The sequence below is a fragment of the Aeromonas sp. 6P genome, assembly GCF_051919525.1.
GTDB classification, from domain to species: Bacteria; Pseudomonadota; Gammaproteobacteria; order Enterobacterales; family Aeromonadaceae; genus Aeromonas; species Aeromonas veronii.
The window spans coordinates 2,799,109-2,818,070 of record NZ_JBQBEO010000002.1; the positions used below are offsets into that span (position 1 = coordinate 2,799,109).

13 protein-coding genes are annotated in these 18,962 nt (G+C 49.2%); 1 reads left to right on the forward strand and 12 read right to left on the reverse strand.

The genetic code is table 11. From position 1 onward, the window contains the following. Window positions 1-9 precede the first annotated feature (9 nt). The 10 genes from ACTG2J_RS12980 to ACTG2J_RS13025 all read right to left on the reverse strand — a co-directional run bounded on the left by ACTG2J_RS12980 (window position 10) and on the right by ACTG2J_RS13025 (window position 14,392). A complete protein-coding gene (locus tag ACTG2J_RS12980; protein ID WP_201989232.1) occupies window positions 10-1,704 on the reverse strand; it encodes a DUF6270 domain-containing protein in 1,695 nt (564 codons plus the stop codon). Then, window positions 1,701-5,663, reverse strand: a complete 3,963-nt coding sequence (locus ACTG2J_RS12985) for a glycosyltransferase family protein (RefSeq protein ID WP_439997574.1) — start codon at window positions 5,661-5,663, stop codon at window positions 1,701-1,703. The genes ACTG2J_RS12980 and ACTG2J_RS12985 overlap by 4 nt, the downstream gene beginning before the upstream one ends. Window positions 5,664-5,711: 48 nt before the next feature. Further along, window positions 5,712-6,968, reverse strand: coding sequence for a UDP-N-acetyl-D-mannosamine dehydrogenase (gene wecC, locus ACTG2J_RS12990; RefSeq protein ID WP_439997575.1), 1,257 nt, complete (start codon window positions 6,966-6,968; stop codon window positions 5,712-5,714). 67 nt (window positions 6,969-7,035) lie between these two features. Continuing rightward, on the reverse strand, window positions 7,036-8,211 hold the full coding sequence (gene wecB / locus ACTG2J_RS12995; protein WP_439997576.1) for a non-hydrolyzing UDP-N-acetylglucosamine 2-epimerase: 1,176 nt from the start codon (window positions 8,209-8,211) through the stop codon (window positions 7,036-7,038). A 48-nt stretch (window positions 8,212-8,259) separates the two neighbouring features. Then, window positions 8,260-9,252 carry a CgeB family protein gene (locus ACTG2J_RS13000; protein ID WP_439997577.1) on the reverse strand — a complete coding sequence of 331 codons (993 nt, stop codon included), beginning with the start codon at window positions 9,250-9,252 and terminating at the stop codon, window positions 8,260-8,262. 227 nt (window positions 9,253-9,479) lie between these two features. Continuing rightward, the gene (locus tag ACTG2J_RS13005; RefSeq protein ID WP_439997578.1) at window positions 9,480-10,706 is read right to left on the reverse strand and encodes a sugar transporter; all 1,227 of its coding nucleotides are present in this window, start codon (window positions 10,704-10,706) and stop codon (window positions 9,480-9,482) included. A gap of 15 nt (window positions 10,707-10,721) precedes the next feature. Further along, a complete protein-coding gene (locus ACTG2J_RS13010) occupies window positions 10,722-11,372 on the reverse strand; it encodes an ABC transporter ATP-binding protein (protein WP_439997579.1) in 651 nt (216 codons plus the stop codon). Between the two features lie 10 nt (window positions 11,373-11,382). Continuing rightward, window positions 11,383-12,183: an ABC transporter permease gene (locus ACTG2J_RS13015; protein WP_439997580.1), complete on the reverse strand. Its 801-nt coding sequence runs from the start codon at window positions 12,181-12,183 to the stop codon at window positions 11,383-11,385. Between the two features lie 65 nt (window positions 12,184-12,248). Continuing rightward, entirely contained in the window at window positions 12,249-14,000 is a 1,752-nt protein-coding gene (locus tag ACTG2J_RS13020) for a polysaccharide biosynthesis/export family protein (protein WP_235690384.1), read from the reverse strand. A 20-nt stretch (window positions 14,001-14,020) separates the two neighbouring features. Beyond that, on the reverse strand, window positions 14,021-14,392 hold the full coding sequence (locus tag ACTG2J_RS13025; RefSeq protein WP_144712657.1) for a hypothetical protein: 372 nt from the start codon (window positions 14,390-14,392) through the stop codon (window positions 14,021-14,023). Between the two features lie 1,065 nt (window positions 14,393-15,457). Between ACTG2J_RS13025 and ACTG2J_RS13030 the strand changes: the two genes are divergently transcribed. Next, window positions 15,458-15,982 carry an acyloxyacyl hydrolase gene (locus ACTG2J_RS13030; RefSeq protein WP_439997581.1) on the forward strand — a complete coding sequence of 175 codons (525 nt, stop codon included), beginning with the start codon at window positions 15,458-15,460 and terminating at the stop codon, window positions 15,980-15,982. Window positions 15,983-16,083: 101 nt separating this feature from the next. On the opposite strand, the gene dcuC is transcribed toward ACTG2J_RS13030, so the two are convergent. Next, window positions 16,084-17,457: a C4-dicarboxylate transporter DcuC gene (gene dcuC / locus ACTG2J_RS13035; protein ID WP_113739290.1), complete on the reverse strand. Its 1,374-nt coding sequence runs from the start codon at window positions 17,455-17,457 to the stop codon at window positions 16,084-16,086. A gap of 9 nt (window positions 17,458-17,466) precedes the next feature. Then, the gene (gene pepT / locus ACTG2J_RS13040; RefSeq protein ID WP_439997582.1) at window positions 17,467-18,705 is read right to left on the reverse strand and encodes a peptidase T; all 1,239 of its coding nucleotides are present in this window, start codon (window positions 18,703-18,705) and stop codon (window positions 17,467-17,469) included. Window positions 18,706-18,962: the final 257 nt, after the last annotated feature.

Here is an 18,962-nt window from a genome sequence, read left to right on the forward strand (position 1 = left end):
CCTTAGTGGTCAAAATGCTCGATATAAAAGTTGTTTCGAAAGAGATTTGTAATATGATTTGTCATAATTAAATGGAGTAAATTCCCATAGATGATTTCCACCAGCGTACATGCCTGTATCTATTCCGCCAATCTTCTCAACCATAGGGAAGTTATCATCAACAAGCGTAAATAATTTTTTTAGAATAAGATTGTTAAGTTCAATTAGTTTATGCCATTTCTCATCGACATCAATCTTATTTCCTTCATCAGAAAGCATCTTTTCTGACCAAGAAGCTTGGTGAAGTACAACGTTATCTGTGATCGAAAGTATTTTATTCATAAACATTTTTAGTGCCCATGGCCTAAGATGGTTGATTATATTTGACCACGGTCTAATTACTTCAATGTCTAAGTTTTCACGTTCAAAAGACTTTATTATTGGGCCACTGGCCGTTATCCAAGTGCAATCATGGCGAACACTTCCAATTCGCTCATCAATAAAGTCAATCAAGATCATATCAGGACAAGAATTTTCGAGCTCATCCCAATATTTCTTATTTATATCAAGAGTTGCACATAAGTCTTCAAAGGTTTTGTTTGGAGTTTTTAGCTTTGAGTTAAAACTGGGTGGTGATACGTAAGATAGTAATGAGGTTCTAGCATTAAAGAAGCAAATTTCAAAGGTGTCATTAATTTCTGGGCATATGTCAAATAAGTCTCTTGATACATTGGAGCCCAATATGGCAAGTCTTATTTTTCTTTTTTCGGTTAACCAAGGTCTACTTTTAGTTGCTTTGTGTGATAATTTTCGATAAAGAAATTTTGCATTATTAGATTCTTTGGGTTCCTTATCAAGAGTTTTCTTTCTGATGGAGTTAAGCTGTTCTAAGTATTTATAAGGCATGCCATTAGGAACTGCACTACAGATCGATTTTAGCTTTTCTCTAGTTTTATTATCAACTCCAAATCGTTTGAATTGGTCATGATTTAAACTATATTTTTGAGGGGAATTTATTATCCTAGCTCTAGCGCCAGCATAAAAAGAATCGCTTAATGGGTGTTTAACATATAAGTATAATGGTTCAGTTCTTTCAATACCTATATACTCACAGTCAATCCCTCTGTTGGCCAAAGTGCTAACGACTAAATGATGAGCGAATTCATTAATGCTTAGAATTTTATTATCTTGTTTTACAGAAACTAATGATAGCATTAATGCTATCGACTCACTGTTTCTTGGTATCGCAATATCATCAATCGGGAGATAGTCAGCACCGGTTACTAAAGCAATTATGGCATGTTCTTTCTTTCTTTTTAATGCTTCTTTTTGTATATCATAAACTGCATTTTCATACACTAGATCATCATCATCAATTCTTGACGAAATTAGAAAGTCAGCGTCAATTTCATTTTTTATTTTATTAACTGCAATGTGCACCATATCATATGCAGGAACTTTTACAATATGAGATGAAATATTATTTTTTTGTTTCAGGCATTCCTCTAATAATCCAAGAATCGATTCTGGTATATCTCTATGGACAAATATGTACCAAACAAAGTTGGTGCATGACTGGTTTGAAAGTGAAGTTAGGGTTGTTAGTTTAAATATTTCCAATCGGTTTATTAGCCATTCGTAGTCAAAAATACCAATACCGAAATTAGTTGTAACTATATGTTGAAAATTATGATTGGAGTGATTTTGTACAGAATCTATTTTCATTTTTTCACCATTATATTTAAATGCTTTATTCTATTACAAATAAAGTCAAGCTCATTATTGATAATCTTTACATGTGAGGATATATCTCTAACCTTATTAGCTGCATTTGATGACAAGCTGTGAAAAATGTCATCGGAATATACTATATTAGCAATTCCAGACACTATATTAATAACCTCTTCATTACTATCATATATTGCATTGTCTTTATCAATGAACTCAGGAACAGCGGCTACATAATTAGTTAATGGAACCAACCCTGATGACATTGCCTCATCTCGAGAGACACCTTGGGTATCCATCCGTGTGGGACACATAAAGAGCCCATACTGCTGATGGAGTGCCTTGATCTCATGACGATTGACAAAACGCCGTTCGATAATGACGTTCTCCAGTCCGGCGATGGGAGCTAGGATCTCGTCAAATAGTGGGCCGTCACCAATGATTCTGAATTCGAGCTCTTTAAAGAACTCGTATTTCTGCAACTCCAAAATGGCTTTGACCATCAGGTCATTAGCATAAACGCGGGAGGCATAAGGTCGGATAGAAAGAATTTTCTTTCTCTGCTCAACACTTTTTGGTTTGTATTCAAAGAAGTCAGTGTCAATCGGATTATGGATGATTGCATATTGCTGCGGTGGGATCTGGATTCCCAGATCTTCCATAGAGGTTTCCGCCAAATACCGTGACACAAAGACTATCTTCAGATTTGGGTGCATGGGGCTGAGCATCTCTCGCCACAGAGAAAGACGGGCATCACTCAAGGTCTGTGCTTTGGCATGTTGCTCCGGTGTGTCATAGAGGAAGGCTCGTCGCTCATAGGACTGAATATCAGCACCATGGGTCCAGACGGTCACCTGCGCCTGGTCCAGATGCTGCTTGATAACATCCCATATTCCGCGATCGATAAAATGGATCACGATGTGCTTGTAACGACCGTGCCGTAGTTGTACCTCGAGAGCTTCGGCTCCCCCTGTGGTGACATCTATGTCTTCGAACTCATGATAAGAGAGCGCTGTATCAGCCTTGAAGCGGAAGACATCGCAGACTACACCAGCCTCTTTGTAAGCCTTGACGCGACTGTGAACGAAGGCATTTTTATAAAGGTCGTTGTAGCTGGGATAGTTATTGGTAATCACCAGGTACGGGTTGCACGCCAGTTGCTGGCAGGGTGTCTGAGGCTTGAAGTCAAGAATGAGCGATGACAGCGACGCCGAGCCAGCAGCATAGATCCGCAGGCCAAACTTGACCGATGCCGTCCCGCTGGGGAGAGGGATCTCCACATTGCGATTGGCAGGTTTCACCACATGAGAAAGCCGCTCCTTGTTACTGTCCATAAAGAAGAGGACAAATTGCAGGTTCAGCCCCGGTGTGGTTTCCATGTGCAGGCGTAGCTTGCCATCTTGTACATTGAGTTCCGACAGGTGGTGTTCGCGCTTGGCATACCAGTATTCATGTTTTCCGTCCGGAAGAGAGGAACTCAGGGTCAGCAGGCCATTTTCCATCACGGCTGAAACTTGCGTATTTTTGGCCGGTACCAGCATCTCATTCAGGGTTGTTGCGTGCAGGGCAGGCAGTTCATCAACACTACGCTCAAATGGCTGACAATTTTCTGCGATATGGTTGAGCTCGGACAGGCCATAACCAGTTTCCAGTGTGGGGGCATTGAACGCATCGAAGCGTTCAGCAACCTCAGCACCATTCATGCAGTAGTTGAATTCATCCACCGAGAAGGCGAGAACATTTTCATAGTGATAGGTATAGAGACTGGTGACCCATTCGCGAAGGTTGTTCTCGGGGACCACTGAACCAAACGCCAGGCTGCTACGCGCCGGCAGGCTAGCCACCTCTTGATAAATTCGCTCACCATAATTTAATTGCAGCTCATCACTCTTGACCTTATAGAGGGCTCCTTTACCGATGACCTGTGCGTCGGTATAGCGAGTCGCAATGATGATGTCAGTCAGATAATGGGGGCCATAGTAATCTTCAGCGACCATGACCGACAGCCAGGCGCCACCGCACACCTCGCGTAGTCGCAACTGCTCTGCGTTGGAAGCACTTAGCAAGGTGATCGCGTCCTGAGGCGCGAGACCAGAGGTATCCAATCCATTGCTTGTGACAATAACCATACGCTTGTTGTCATACTGCTGACGATTGAAGTGCTGCATCAGGAGAACACACTCTTCGATGCTTCTGGCGTAGCCCGTGACGCAGATAGCGGGCAGCATGTTTTCAAGCTGAGTGTCGCTGACTTTGGAGTAGATATAGGCAAGACGATCCTGGTAGGTATGTTCCAGCATGATCTTGCGTAGGGCCATCAGTCGTAGCTGCTTCACCTTTAGCGGATTGCCGGCGACATTCTGCAACCGCCTGACCAACTCACTCCCGGAATCCCCTGTGAAGACTAAATCGCCAAACATGGCGCGAACTCCACGAGAGAAGTTACTGACGGTGATCGTGTTGGAAGCAAGCAACTCGAAAACTCGGCGCGCAAACATCGATTGCGACTGTTTGATCGAGTTCAAATTGATAGAGTAGTAATAACCCTTGTAGGCCTTGTCGATCTCGCTATAAGGAAGCGTACCGACAATAAAAGGTTGATACTCTTCCGGGAATTGATAATCAGGAATGTTTTTTCCAAAATTACGATCATATATTTCAACCGGTTTAAAACCGGGCAGACTCAACAAGAAATCCCCGAGATCACGGGTACGCTCAGGATATTTCGTATAATAGGCACCGGCAAAGCAGAATGCATCCTTACGCTGATACTTCTCAATCGGGTTATTAACCTTTGGTTGGGCAGCAAATGGCAGAAAATAAACGCGACCGTGCCCAAGAGCTGTCTTATATCGGCTAATACAATCGATGTCTGTGGTAAAGACATAATCAAAGAGCTTTGCTGTATTAAGAAAGGTTTCAAAGTGAACCGGGTCTTCTTTATTCCAGAAGACGGTGGGTACACTGTTATTGCGGCACCATTCGACAATATTGACGACTTCCTGGCTCATATGGCCGACTTTACTGCCCCAGAGGTCATTTTTACCGCGCCAGGCAGACTCGATCATGAGCAACTCTGGCCGGAATGACTCAAGCTCGGTCAACCAATTCTGCGGGGTAAGCTGAAGTAGGTTGCACTCAGGCTCGTAGGATAGATAAGTGAATTCATCCATAATACTGGCGACTTTTAGACGTCTTAACGCGTTGGAGATACCATCGCCCGTATCCAAAACCAGTTTCTCGATAGCACGTTCAAGATGTATCAGATCGGCACGGCTGGTAGCACCAGTTATGTCAAGCTGTAACTTGGGCAAGATGTTTGGGGAGGAGGTAATTCCACGACGTTCTTTAGCTGTCTTCTTCAGTGCCAATAATTTGAGTGGTAAAGAGAAGAAGCCCTTCCAGCTCTTGGTCGAGAAAATAAGTGCGTGGCCGAGTTGATAAGAGAGGGTATTTTTAAGTTTTGCAGCTTTTACCCGCTGCTCTTCCAGTTCATTATGAACACACGCCAGCTCTTGCCTCATTTCATGAAGGGCAAGTCTTGAACGCAAGAACTCCATTTTCATGTGTTCTTGATCAGACTGAATAGATTGTGTTATCGCCGTATTGACAGACAGGACGCTGTCTTTTTTCAATAGGTGTTCATTGAGTTGCTCAACCTGATTATTAAGCTGGTTAAGCTGAGCTTCAAGTAAATCCCTCTGTACGCAAACTTCATCATACTCCTTTTCTAGGAGTGAGACTTTTTCCTTATAGTTGGCGGCCTGCTGGGTAATATTTCTATATTTAACCCTGGCTTCATGCAATTGGGTTTTGGATAGAAAAACCTCACCTTCTAGAAGATCTATTTTTTCTGAAAACGTGTTGGTCGCAATATCCAGTTGCTTTATCAGATCAGCTTTTGACGTTGCAGCTGTCTTTCTCTTTTTAATTCTATTATTTATTTGTTTTTTCATGTTTTTATATATGTGAACGGGGCCATGTTGACATGGCCCCGTAGTTAATTACTGAATGGCGTTAACGTAGTCGAGTATCTCGCTGGACCTTGCATCGTGCAGGGTCATGCCCAGGAATTGCTTGTGCTTGACCAAAATCACGATGACATCAGCCTGTTGCAGGGCATCGGATAGTGTGGAAAGAACGACGTCGTTACAGTTTTCCAATACCGGCGGAAGTGCTTCTATATTGGGCTCAACCGCCAGAATTTTATAAACCGGGTTATTTGCCAGGGTCTTGGTGATATCCAGCGCCGGGCTCTCACGCAGATCGTCGATATCCGGTTTGAAGGCCAGACCCAGACAGGCAATTTTCGGGTTGCTCAGACCGGCAACCGCTTTTTCTACCTGCTCCACCACATAGTGCGGCTTGTAGTCGTTGACCAGGCGAGCCTGGTGGATGATTTTGGCAGTGTCAGGATTCTGGTTGACGATAAACCAAGGGTCGACCGCGATGCAGTGGCCACCCACGCCGCAACCCGGCTGCAAGATATTGACGCGCGGGTGACGGTTGGCAAGGGAGATCAGCTCCCACACATTGATGCCCTGCTGGTCACAGATCAGTGACAACTCGTTGGCAAAGGCGATATTGACGTCGCGGAAGGCGTTTTCGGTCAGCTTGCTCATCTCGGCGGTGCGTGCTTCGGTGGCGATGCACTCACCCTTCTTGACGAACATCTTGTAGACCTGAGTGGCGGCTTCGGTACTGGCCTTGTCCATGCCACCGATGATGCGATCGTTCTCCACCAGCTCGCGGATCACCTGACCGGGCAACACGCGCTCCGGGCAGTGGGCAACAAAGATGTCAGGGGTCTGGCCTTCTGCCACTGTGTGCGGGAAGGTCAGATCGCTGCGCTCTTCGGCCAGCCATTTGGCCATCTGTTCGGTGGCCCCCACCGGAGAAGTGGACTCCAGTACCACCAGATTGCCTTTCTCCAGCATGGGCGCCAGGGCACGGGAAGCACTCTCGATATATTTCAGATCCGGTTCGTGATCTTCACCCTTGAACGGGGTCGGCACAGCAATCAGGAAGGCATCCGCCTTCTTCGGGCTGGTGTGTGCGCTCAGGTGGCCATCCTGCACCGCTTGCTTGACCAGATCTTCCAGGCCCGGTTCCACGATATGGATCTTGCCCTGATTGATGGTGTCTACCGCATGCTGGTTGACATCGACACCGATAACACGAATACCGTTGCTGGCGATGACTGCTGCTGTTGGCAAACCGATATAGCCCAGACCAACGACGGAGATGGTTTCGAATTTCATTATCTTGTGCTCTCAAAAGTAAAACAGGGGGCAATATGCCCCCAAGGGCAGTTATGTAATCTGTAAATCAGGCCACTTGCAGGCTGCTGTCAATCTGCTGGCCGAGGGCGCCGCTCAAGCCGAGAACAGCCTCAAGGATGCGCTGGCTGGTTCTGCCATCCCCATAGGGGTTGTTGGCATGGGTCATCACCTGATAGGCCAGCTCGTCATCCAGCAACCGCACGGTCTCTGCGACGATGGTGGCGTCACAGGTACCCACCAGACGAACCGTTCCCGCCTTGACCGCAGCGGGACGCTCTGTGGTATCACGCATGCACAGCACCGGTTTGCCCAAGGTAGGTGCCTCTTCCTGAATACCGCCCGAGTCGGTCAGGATCAGGTAGCTCTGCTTCATCAGATAGACGAACGGCAGGTAATCTTGCGGCTCGATCAGATGCACATTGTCGAGCCCCTTGAGATTACGATTCACCGGCTCTTGTACGTTGGGGTTGAGGTGCACCGGATAGACGATTTGCACATCATCACGCTCGGCCAACACGGAGAGCGCCTTGCAGATCCGCTCAAAGCCATCGCCATGGTTTTCGCGACGATGGCCGGTGACCAGGATCAGCTTCTTGCTCTTGTCGAGGAAAGGGAAACGCGCGGCCAGTTCAGCCTTCATGCCAAGGTTTTTATCAATGCGTTGGGAAACCTCAATCAAGGCGTCGATCACCGAGTTACCGGTGACGAAGATGGTCTCCGGTGCGATGTTCTCCATGATGAGGTTTTTCAGCGAGCTGATAGTCGGGGTGTAGTGTTGATCGGCGATGCCGCCAGTCAAACGCCGCATCCCCTCTTCCGGCCAGGGAGAGTAGATGTTGCCGGTGCGCAGCCCTGCTTCAACATGGCCAACCGCGATACGGTGGTAGTAAGCGGCCAGAGTCGCCGCAAACGACGTAGCCGTGTCACCATGCACCAGAATGCGGTCAGGTTTGAACTCGGCAAAAACGGGCTTGAGCCCCTGCAAGATGGCGGTCGTGACATCGGTAAGATCCTGGCCCGGCTTCATGATGTTGAGATCATATTCCGGTTCAACTTCGAACAGGTTGAGTACCTGATCCAGCATCTCCCGGTGTTGCCCGGTCACGCAGACCCGCACGTCAACCTTGCGATTGGCCTGGAAAGCCTTGACGATAGGGGCCATTTTGATGGCTTCCGGTCTGGTACCAAAAACGATCAATACTCGCTGCGCCTTAATTGGCATAATAATCACTCCCGTGTGAGCTAATTGGTTTTATCTATCCGAAATTAACTAATAAAGACTGAGTTCACTGTTGAGCTGTGTCAGCCTGTGTTGCCAGGTGTGTTGGGCCAGCACTATTTCCATTGCGTTTTGGCCCAATTCGTCTCTTAGTCGAATGTTTTTTTGTAATTGTGCACACCATTCACGCGCCACAGCACCATCCTGCACTGCGACAATGCTCTTGCCAAAAATGTTATCCATGGCGATCGAAGGCGTACTGATAATAGGGCAGCCAGCAGCGGCCAATTCAAACACCCGACGGGATAGCATTGTTGAAGATTGACTAATCGTATTGAAGTTTAAGTATATTTGATATTGCTGATATGCCTTCGCAACCGACATTTGAGTGATCGCAGGCTTACAGTAAGGTTGTAGTTGCTCAGGATAGCTGCAGCCATTTCCTTTCTGCCAAAACCGGTCAAAAATAATCAGATTCTTATCTCGCAATGCCAGAAGAATATCCTCCTGAACCCTGCTTCGCTCAGCCAGCTCGTTACCATAATAGCCACCCAGAAATGCGACCTCCTGACCCCGCACTCCCTTCTCTGCAGGTTGATACCAGCGTGGCTGGGCAGCAAACATCAGCACACCGACATGCTGAAAACGCTGATGGGGGAGCGCATGATAGCGCTCCAGTGAGCCGGAGTCCGTGGTGTAGACTACATCAAACAACGCGGCCGCATCAGCAAAGCGTTCGAAGTGAAACGGATCTTCTTTGTTCCAGAAAATTGTTGTGATTTTCCGCTTGTGGCAAAATTCCAGCAACCTCCGCAGCTCTGGTTTATTGGGCGAACTATGGGCATAACTGGCTATTTTTCCTTTCCAGCTATCCTTATAACCACGCCAGGCTGATTCGACAAATAAAAAGTCAGGTTTGTAAAACCTTAACTTCCATTGCCAATCTATAGGTGTTATTTGAATTAAATCTGCGTCTGGAGCCAAACTGAATGTAGTAAACTGGTCGGCCACTAAAGCAATACATGGTCGTTTATTATTGCTCAAAGAAATTGATCCACATATATAATAAAGTGAAAATCATAGCCACCCATTATCTACATAGCGTGGAATATGAACAGCATGCTGGTTTTTATTAAAAACCAATTAATTTTTATAAAATAGTCACTTGGCTATATTCTGACAGGCAGACATCATTCCTCAACGTTATCTCTTTGGCAGATGATATTCTCATCTGCCAAGAATACAGGTCTGACCTATCTTGCATCCCCCTATCAATCCTGATGTTCACGCAAGGTCGCCAACCCCATAACAATCAGGCCATAGAAGAGGCAAAGCAGAACACCAATTGTGATCAGGTTATACAAGCGGCGTGGGTATTCGGCTTCTTCCGCCAAGGTTGGCTTCGTCACGACCAGCAGGTGTTTCAGCTTGCGATATGCCTCAACGCGGGCTTGCTCCAGACTGATAAGGCCCGTCTTGTAGAGGTCGGCAGCCAGAGTGGCCTGGGTTTTCAGATCCATATATTGGGCAGTGATTTCGTTCATCGCCTCAGGCGTCACCTGATTGCCAGCACCAGCATCATTGGTGGTCAATTTGGCCTTTTCCTGTTTCAGTTGCTTGCTTAACGCATCAACACGACTCTGCACCGATACCACCCCTGGTGCGCTCTCTTTCATATAACTGCGCAATTGCTTCAGTTCTGCCTGCTGGCGCACCAGCTCAGCTTCAATTTCACTGACCACACCAAGGCGTGCAGTGCTGGTCGATTCCGGGCTGATTAGCTGATGGCTATTTTGAAACGCCAGTACCTTGGCTTTCTCTGCCTGCAAGCGTTGATGGGAACGGTTAACCTCTTGCTCGACAAACGCGAGCTGATCCATGGCGATCTGGTGGCCCAGCTTGTTGATAAAACCTTCCGCCTCTTTCAGCATCATGCTCACTACCTGCTGGCCATATACGGGATCAAAAGCCTGCAGTTCGATGGTTAATACCCCGGAGAGTTCATCAAGACGCAAGGTCAGGTGATCACGGTAATATTCAAGAAACTCTTCGCGGGTCGCCTCCCCCGATAAACGGGAGAAGAAGTCGGCATCATGGCTTTGGTAGTGCGCTTTAAGCGCCAATTCGCGATCCAGCTTGGCCAACAGATCCCAGGAGCGCAGGTACTCTTGTACCAGCAATACGTCCTGATGATTGCTACCACCCAGCCCCAGCATAGACAGGGCATCGGGCAACATTTTGATTTGATCTGCCTGCTTGATAATGATGTCACTTCGGCTGACATAACGGTCTGAAGCAATCCCGCCAAAATAGATCGATGCCATGGTAAAGCAGGCTACAACCCACAAAAAGCTGCCCAGTTTCAGACTCTGTTGCCAAGACCTGTGGGCAATTTTATAACCGTTGGAATCAATGAAGAAACGCTTCGGCTCTTTGCCAAGTTTGCGAAGCTTCCGCACGAAGCGTGATGGCTTTTCTGTTCTGATAGGTTGTGTCATGTTTAATTGTGCTTATTATAGATTTTGATAAATACGGATCGCATCGTCGATATTGTCAAATACCTCCAATCGGCTATTTCGTAATAAAATACCCATATCACACTGCTGACGCAGGTTTTTCATATCGTGCGACACCATAATAAGGCTGGCAGTTTCACGTTTCTGGTTAAATACATCGATACACTTCTGCTTAAAACGCGCATCCCCCACCGAGGTGATTTCGTCAGTCAGATAGATATCGAAATCAAACGCCATGCTAACTGCAAAGGAAAATTTGGAACGCATACCACTGGAGTATCCCTTGATTGGCAGCTCGAAATGCTGACCTATTTCCGAGAACTCCTTGACCCACTCTTCAACAGCAGCCGTCTCGCGCACCCCATGAATGCGGCAAACAAAACGGGTATTTTCACGCCCCGTCATGCTGCCCTGAAAACCTCCCCCCAGTGCCAGTGGCCAGGATACCCGGCAATGCCGGCTCACCTTGCCTCGGTTGGGCATATCCATACCCCCGAGTAGCCGTAACAACGTTGACTTGCCTGCCCCATTGACCCCCAGAATGCCGATATTGCGATCCTTGGGCAGGGTGAGCGAGACATCGCGCAGTACATAATTACGGCCAAATTTGGTCGGGTAATACTTGGTAACAGAATCAAGAACAATCATGTGGATCACTTTAACTTGCAATCAAGCGGCGGTGGCTTAACCGATAGCAACTCATGGCGAAAGTGAGCAGTATCAGGGTGACAGCAGCCAGATACTCCCAACTAACATATGGGCTGCTATAGCCGGCAATCCAGCCACTGCGAATAAGCTCGAGGGCATGCACCAGCGGATTCCATAAAAACCAGTGCCGATATTGGGCCGGAATAGTGGCTAGCGGATACATGACACAAGAGACAAACATGAATGGCATCATCAGCAGACCGAGAAACTTGTCGGCCTCTTGCATCAGGTTGCAGATAACACAAAAAACAATGCCGAGGGAAAACGAGAACACCATCAACAGCAGATAGACAAGGATAACCTGCAGCGGGTCGGCGGGGATGGCATCAAAACCAAACCAGATTAACCCCAATATCAATACACCACCCACCATCATCCCCACCATGGTTTCGAGCATAAAGCGCGCAATGAAGGTCGAGAATGGGGTGACCTGACGGTAGCAAAACAGCCCCATATTGGAACTAACTGCCGTTTGCAGTTTACTCACCACATTTTTAAAAAAGAGAAAGGGCAAATACCCGGCGGTGATAAAGAGTGGTGCCGGTGCCCCACCAAAGCCACTGTGGTTCCGCAGGCCAAAAATCAGGCTGAAAAAACCAATCATCAGCAGCGGATCCAGCAGAGCCCAGGCATAACCCAACCGGTAACTACCAAAGCGGGTTTTAAGCTCACGAATAAGCAGGCCAAAGACAACATCTCGCAACACCTGCAGGGATGTGCGCGGCGTTTGATTAAGAATCGGTTTATTCATTAGTTCGCTTTACCCATAGCAGACTCGCCTATTGGCGAGTCTGCTTTTTTACAGCAAGAAGCGGCTTAGTTAATTGCTACGTTAGCAGCCACGGCGATCTGATAGATGATTTGAGTAATATCCTTGACCGATTGCATGGTTTTGCTGTCAACCTTGGGCAACACCAGGATCTGATCACCGGGCTGGACACTCCCCTTATCTTTAAACTCCACCAATCCGTTGGCATGAACCACAGCAATCCGCTGGTCATTCGCACGCTCGGTGAATCCGCCCGCCCAAGCCACATAGTCATCGAGAGTCGCATTGGTGTTGTAGACCACGGCCTGTGGCATCAAGACTTCCCCTCCGACCTGAATCAAATCAGTTCTGTTAGGTATGACAATTTGGTCACCCTGTTCCAACTGAATGTTCGCGATAATCCCTTTATCTGCGACCACTACTTTGCCAAGAGGCTGGATTTTTCTTGCTTTCTCAACGAAGCGCATCACCAGTTCAGCCTCTTTGGCTCGAATCGTGGCTTCCCCATCCGAACTTGCAGGAGCGGTGAACACACTGCGTTCCAGTCGATTGAGCGACTCATCCAACATCTCTTTTTGCCGCGCCGCTACACTCTTGCGCATCAGATAGATAGATTGGTAATCGGCAAGCTGAGGATCAATAGGGATGTGGTTGAGCAGGTCGTGCAACTTGGTCTGCTTGCGTACGGTAAAGTAAGAGGGACCCATATAGCTGCCCGAGACCTGCACATCATATACCTGTGCATGCATGTCATCGTTAAACAGCACTTTGTCACCATCTTTGAGCTGGATGTTGGCAAAGTCTTTATATGGCAGATAGACAGAGAAGGGGCCATTGGCACGATCACCAATCACACCAACGTGACTCACTTTGGCCAACGGCAGCGCATAGTTGATGAGTTCCGCCCCCAGGGTGTTGCGCTGGGTCAATTCAAATCGGAATGGATTACGGACCTTGCCCGCCACATTGATCATCGGACCTTGCGGTTCAACCAAAATCACGTCCTGATCCTTGAAGGAGAGAATGGGCATTTTGCCCTGGCGCATAAATTCATAGAGGTCGACCTGCTGGATCACCCGATTCTGACGCAGCACCTTGATCTGGCGGTAGCTGCCCCGCTCGGAGTCAATCCCGCCAGCTCGTTTGAGGAAATAGAGCACGCTGTCTGACGATTGACCGGCATATTGACCAGGACGGATGACTGGGCCGGTGACATAAACACTAACAGGGGTCGTGGTAAGCAAATTGACGTAAACATTGACATTGTTGGTGAATACATCACCAATGCGGCTGGTTACCAGCCCGTTAACCTGACTGGCCGGCACATTTTTGACATTGATGGGGCCCACATCAGGGATGAAGATATTACCCTGATTATCCACCGTCACCACATTGGAAAAATTGACTGCTCCCCAAATCCAGATATTGAGTTTGTCGCCAGCGGCAATCAAGTAATTGTCATTCAAGCCATCACTGCGCTCGGTTTCATAGCCACCTGCAAACAGGTTGGCACCGTAAGGAGGAGGCAATCCAGCTTCTGCTTGCGGCAACAATTTGCGTACATCAGCCTCCCCTGGCAACAACATTCCTTGCCGGTTCTGTTGGGCAAAGGTGCCGGTGGTCGAGTCGGTATTGGCTTGGCCACCTTGTGCAGAATGCAACCCTTTGTTGTTTGCCAGTTGATAGCCAAATGTCTGACCATCTGATTGAGCCAGATTGGGGGCACTGGCAGAGAGTACGGGGAAAGATGCAGTGATCAACCACAACATCAAACTCAAACGGCTACTTTTAATCTTCAAAACCTAACCCTTTCGCGTTGTTACCTGGCAAACAGATTGCCCAAAGATGCCTGATCCAATTGAGGAACCTGGTACCACTGCTCAGCACTCTTGCAAGCTGCACTGCGTTGCTGGTGCCCTTGCTGCTGACTGTAAATCAGCTCGACACACTCACGCCCAAGCGCCGAGACATAACGCTTCCCGAGCGTAATTGTGGTGTCGTGATGGGTGAACGCCGAGCCCTGAGGCAGCGTATTGAGCGCCTGTTGTACAGCGCTTGGCATAACTGGCTGAGCATTCATATCAACCGGGTTAACCAAGGGACGAGATGCCTCGACCTGCTTAGGTTGATATGCGCAGCCACCGAGTTGAATGGCGAAGATGGCCGCCAGGAGCGGAGTGACATTGTTCATGTATCAAGATTTTCCATTAGTTCGTATTGCGAGATGCGCAATAGTGTTCCGTAAATGCTTGGCGGAAGCGAGCTTTTGAGGAAATGAAACAAGAGAGGCAATCGCATTTCGCTCTGTTAGACCGAGATGACGCTCTGATTGGCAAGTTGAATTTGCCGCATACGATGCCTGTGTACGGGAGGCTTGGCTTAACTTGCGGCAACGAGCGCGAAGAAAAGCAAAGAGCAAGCAACGAACCCATGGTTTCCATGAAAATATGCATGGCTACCGCACGACAATTGCAACTAAAGTGAATAGACATAGCTACCGCACGGCAACGACATCTTACCGAACAAAAAGTAGGCAAATTGAATGCAAAAAATAAAGCGGGGGGAATAGCGAGCACTGCCGATTAAAAAACCAACAGCATAGATTGCGCAGTAAACATCCAGCCCGTGCATTGAGCGTCATTATGTGACGTACATCATGCTTATTTTATTTTTTCAGAATCGTATCAATCAGCCACGATTGAGTCAAGGCTCAATAATCACCGACCATAGAGACCATCTTGCATAAGAGGTCAAGTAAGCTTTTGTTTTTACATGACTTATGAATCATAAAACTACTAATGACAATTGAGATTTAATTACGCAAAAGTTAATGATGAGAAAAAATCCAATTTAGAGAGTTCTTATTTATACTATGACACCATAGCTTTATCTATTTTTGAGAGCCTAGCCTATTGCAAAACGAACCTCAATAATGTATGGGAAATCTATTTCAAAATATTAACACCTATAGATGCCTTCCAGATATACCAATTAATCAAATAACTAGTTTAATAAAATTAAACACATTGCTCCAACTTCATCCCCTCACGGAACCTGACAGTTCAATTAACGAACAAAACGAGCGCAGCATCCAAAATCCAGCCGAATGGAAAGCACGCAATAGACCATTTATTAGCCAATATGTATTTTTTTAGTTTTCTATCACAAATTGACAAGACTCTTGCCCGTTGTCTATGCCTGATATGTGTTCGATTGAATCAGAAGTGAAACAGGTAGCAATAAGACAGGAGGGGGCATGGACGCTAACACTCTATCAAGGATCAGCCTGCTGACAGCACTGCTCGCCAGTCAGGCTGCAATGGCCAATGACAATATCGTGGTACTGCAGCTTGGCAAGGCCTTCAGCAATGAAAAGCTCGACATCAACATCGCCGACGCCAAGTTCCACCATATGTTTTGGCGTTGGGGAGACTCCAGCTGCCAATTTGGACTGGGGGTACGTGGCGGTACGCTCAAGGTAGAAGATGAAGAGACCGCCAGACTGGGGGGCGGCGCCCGTATCGAATGCCAATGGGGTAACTGGGTGACCTGGATCCCCAGCGAAATGGTCTGGCTCGATCAGTATCAATTTGGCACCCGTGGCCACGGCTACAAGGATTACGGCGGCCCCTTCCAGTTCGCCCTGGGTATCGGCCTCGGTTACGCCATCACCAAGAATTGGCTGATCGGTTATCAGTATGAGCACATGTCCAACGCCTATATGTATGACAAGAACCCGGGGCTCGACAGCCATACCCTCCATATCGAGTACCGTTTTTAGCTGGACGCCCCCCACTGCAAGTGGCATAACACGATGCAAAAAGCCCTTCACCATGGTGAAGGGCTTTTGGTTATTTCATCTCCTGATAACCGAAGGTGCAGTTACAGATAGAAGATCCCCACGATCAGGGTATGGAAGACAAAACCGACCATCAGCGGCACAGAGGTACGCTTGATCACCGCAAACGGCGTCAGCTTGGCACCGCTGGCGACGGCGATAATCACCCCGGAAACTGGCGACATGGCACGCCCCATATGGGAGGCCTGCTGCATCGGCAGGATCATGGCGGCTGTGTTGACCCCCATGCTGGCCGCAATCTGCGGGATCAGCTCGACAAAGGCGAGGAAGGGCGCATTGCCGGAGCCCATGATGATGGCGGCCGCCAGGGTGACCAGCGCGAAGACGATGGCCATGGCAAATGCAGGCAGCCCCACATGTTCGGCGCCAACAATCATGATATCGATTACCCCCAGCACCTTGATGCCGTGGGCAAAGATCCCCGCCGCCACCAGCAACCCCACCACGTTGCTGAATGCTGACCCCATGCCATTGAGGAAGTGGCTGAAACCACCGCACACCTGCTTCATGTCACGGGTTCTGGCTGCCTCGACCACCATGCTGATAAACATCGAGATCATCACGATGGTGATGACGTTGAGCTTGATGTGATCGACAAACAGGGAAGAGAAGCCCACCGCCATGATGATGGGCAGCATCGGCAAGATGGCATAAAAGCCGGGGACACCGACCTCGTTTGCCGACTCGTCCACCGCAGCGGCCCCCTGATGCTGATGCCCCTCCTGCAGATCGCAACGACGTTGCCAAAATACGTGCATCAAGCCCACCACCAGCACGGTCGCCAGCGCGGCAGGGCCCTGATAGGTGTAGACATATTCGATCACGTTGTGGCCCATTCCCACCGCATCGGTTGCACGGATGGCATCGATAGCAGTCGGGGTATAGGCCACCCCGAGGGAAGTAGCAATCACCCCGGCCGACGAGGCCGCAGAGAGGCCCAGCCCCACCATGATGGGGAACAGGGTAGCCATCAACAGTACCGCCAGACCGGTCGCCGAGGGGATCGCCAGTTGCAGCGCGCTAGCCAGCAGATAGGAGAAAAAGAGCAACACATAGGGAGAGCGCAACCGGCGCAGCGGACGAATCGCAATGCGAACCACCGCATCATTGGCACCGATATGATCCATGTAATGGGCAAAGCCCATCAGCGCCATGATCATCAGCCCCAGATCGGCCGCACGCGAACTGAAGAGATCCCGCATCACCTCAAAAGGATCGAACAGGGCCATCCCGGTGCTCTCGACCCCTTTGGGCAGCACACTCCCCCACCCTGCCAGCTGGCTTGCCACCATCAGCACCAGACCGGCGGCAAACAGCACCGGTTCGGCCCGATAGCCTTTGAGGATCAGTCTGGCCACCAGCACGATGACCAGCACTGCAATAACTACCTGAAACATGACGACTCCTTAGCGACTGAAACGGGTGTGGGTGAGCTTGATTATCTCGATCACCACGGCACTGGCCGCCTCGAGGGAGCTGACCGGCAGGTACTCGTAGATGGAGTGAAAGTTGTGGGCACCGGTGAAGAGGTTCGGGCAAGGCAATCCCTTCTGGGAGAGCACGGCACCATCATAACCACCGCGCATCGGGATGGGGTTTGGGGTGATCCCAAGGGTCTCGTAGGCGGCCAGCGCCAGTTCGATGGGATAGCGGTTCTCCCCCTGCAAGCTGTTGAAAACATTGCTGTAGCGATCGCTCAAGTGGTAACTCACGCTCTGCTCACCCCACAGGGCCTGACAGCTCTTGCCGAGGGTGTCGAGCAGGGTCATTCGTTGCTGATACCCATCCTGAGTGAAGTCGCGCACGTCCAGCTTGAGCACAGTTTGGGCGCTGTTGCCCTGCATCTGCTTGACCCAGTAGTAACCCTCGCGCCCCTCGGTATATTCGGGCGCTTCGCCCCCCGGCAGCATGGCGATAAACTTGTGCGCCATCAGCAGCGAGTTCTTCAGCTTGCCCTTGGCCGACATGGGGTGGGCCGAGGCACCGTGAAAGACAAACTCCGCATCCCCCGCATTCCAGTTCTCATAGACCAGCTCGCCAATGCCGCAGCAGTCGAGGGTATAGGCGAAGTCAGCGCCAAAACGTTCGGTATCGAACGCCTTGGCCCCGCGCAATCCCTGCTCCTCGTCAGGTACCAGACCAATTTTGATGGTGCCGTGGGGGATCTCCGGATGTGCCTGCAGATAGGCAACCGCATTGACGATGGCGGCGATGGCCGCCTTGTCATCGGCCCCCAGCAGGCTGGTGCCGTCGGTCACGATGATCCGATCACCGACATAGTTGGCCAGCTCGGGGAACTCGCTCAGACGCAGTGTGATCTGCTGGTCGGCATTGAGGCAGATATCGCCCCCTTCATAGGCCACTACTTGGGCATGGGTATCGTTGGTCTGTTCAGCACTGGTATCGAGATGAGCAAAGAAGGCCACGGTGGGCAGATCCCCCGCCACATTGGCAGGAAGTGTGGCGGTCAGGATGGCGTTATCCGCCACCTCCACGGTCAACCCCAGGGCGATCAGCTCCTCTGCCACCTTGTCAGCCAGCACCCGCTGCCCCGGGGAGGAGGGCATTACCCCGGCGGCGCCCGCTTCACGATTGGTGGTGGTATTGATGGCGGTGTATCCCAAAAATCTGTCGACAATATGCATTGCGGTAGTCCTGTGAGTAGTGACGGATATGATGCCGTGACGAGATCCGGCGGCGCGGTCGCCTTATTCAGAAAGCAGCCGCTTTTTTCTGCAAACAGCCGTCTGATGAAGCGATAACGCCTTGGATTAACGAGAAAAAATGAGATGGATAAAGAGAGTGCCCATCACAGTCGAATCAATGGGTAGTGATAAATAACACAGAAAGACCGCATAAAAGCTCTCAGATAACCAAAAGTGGGTAGCTGATCACGTAACCG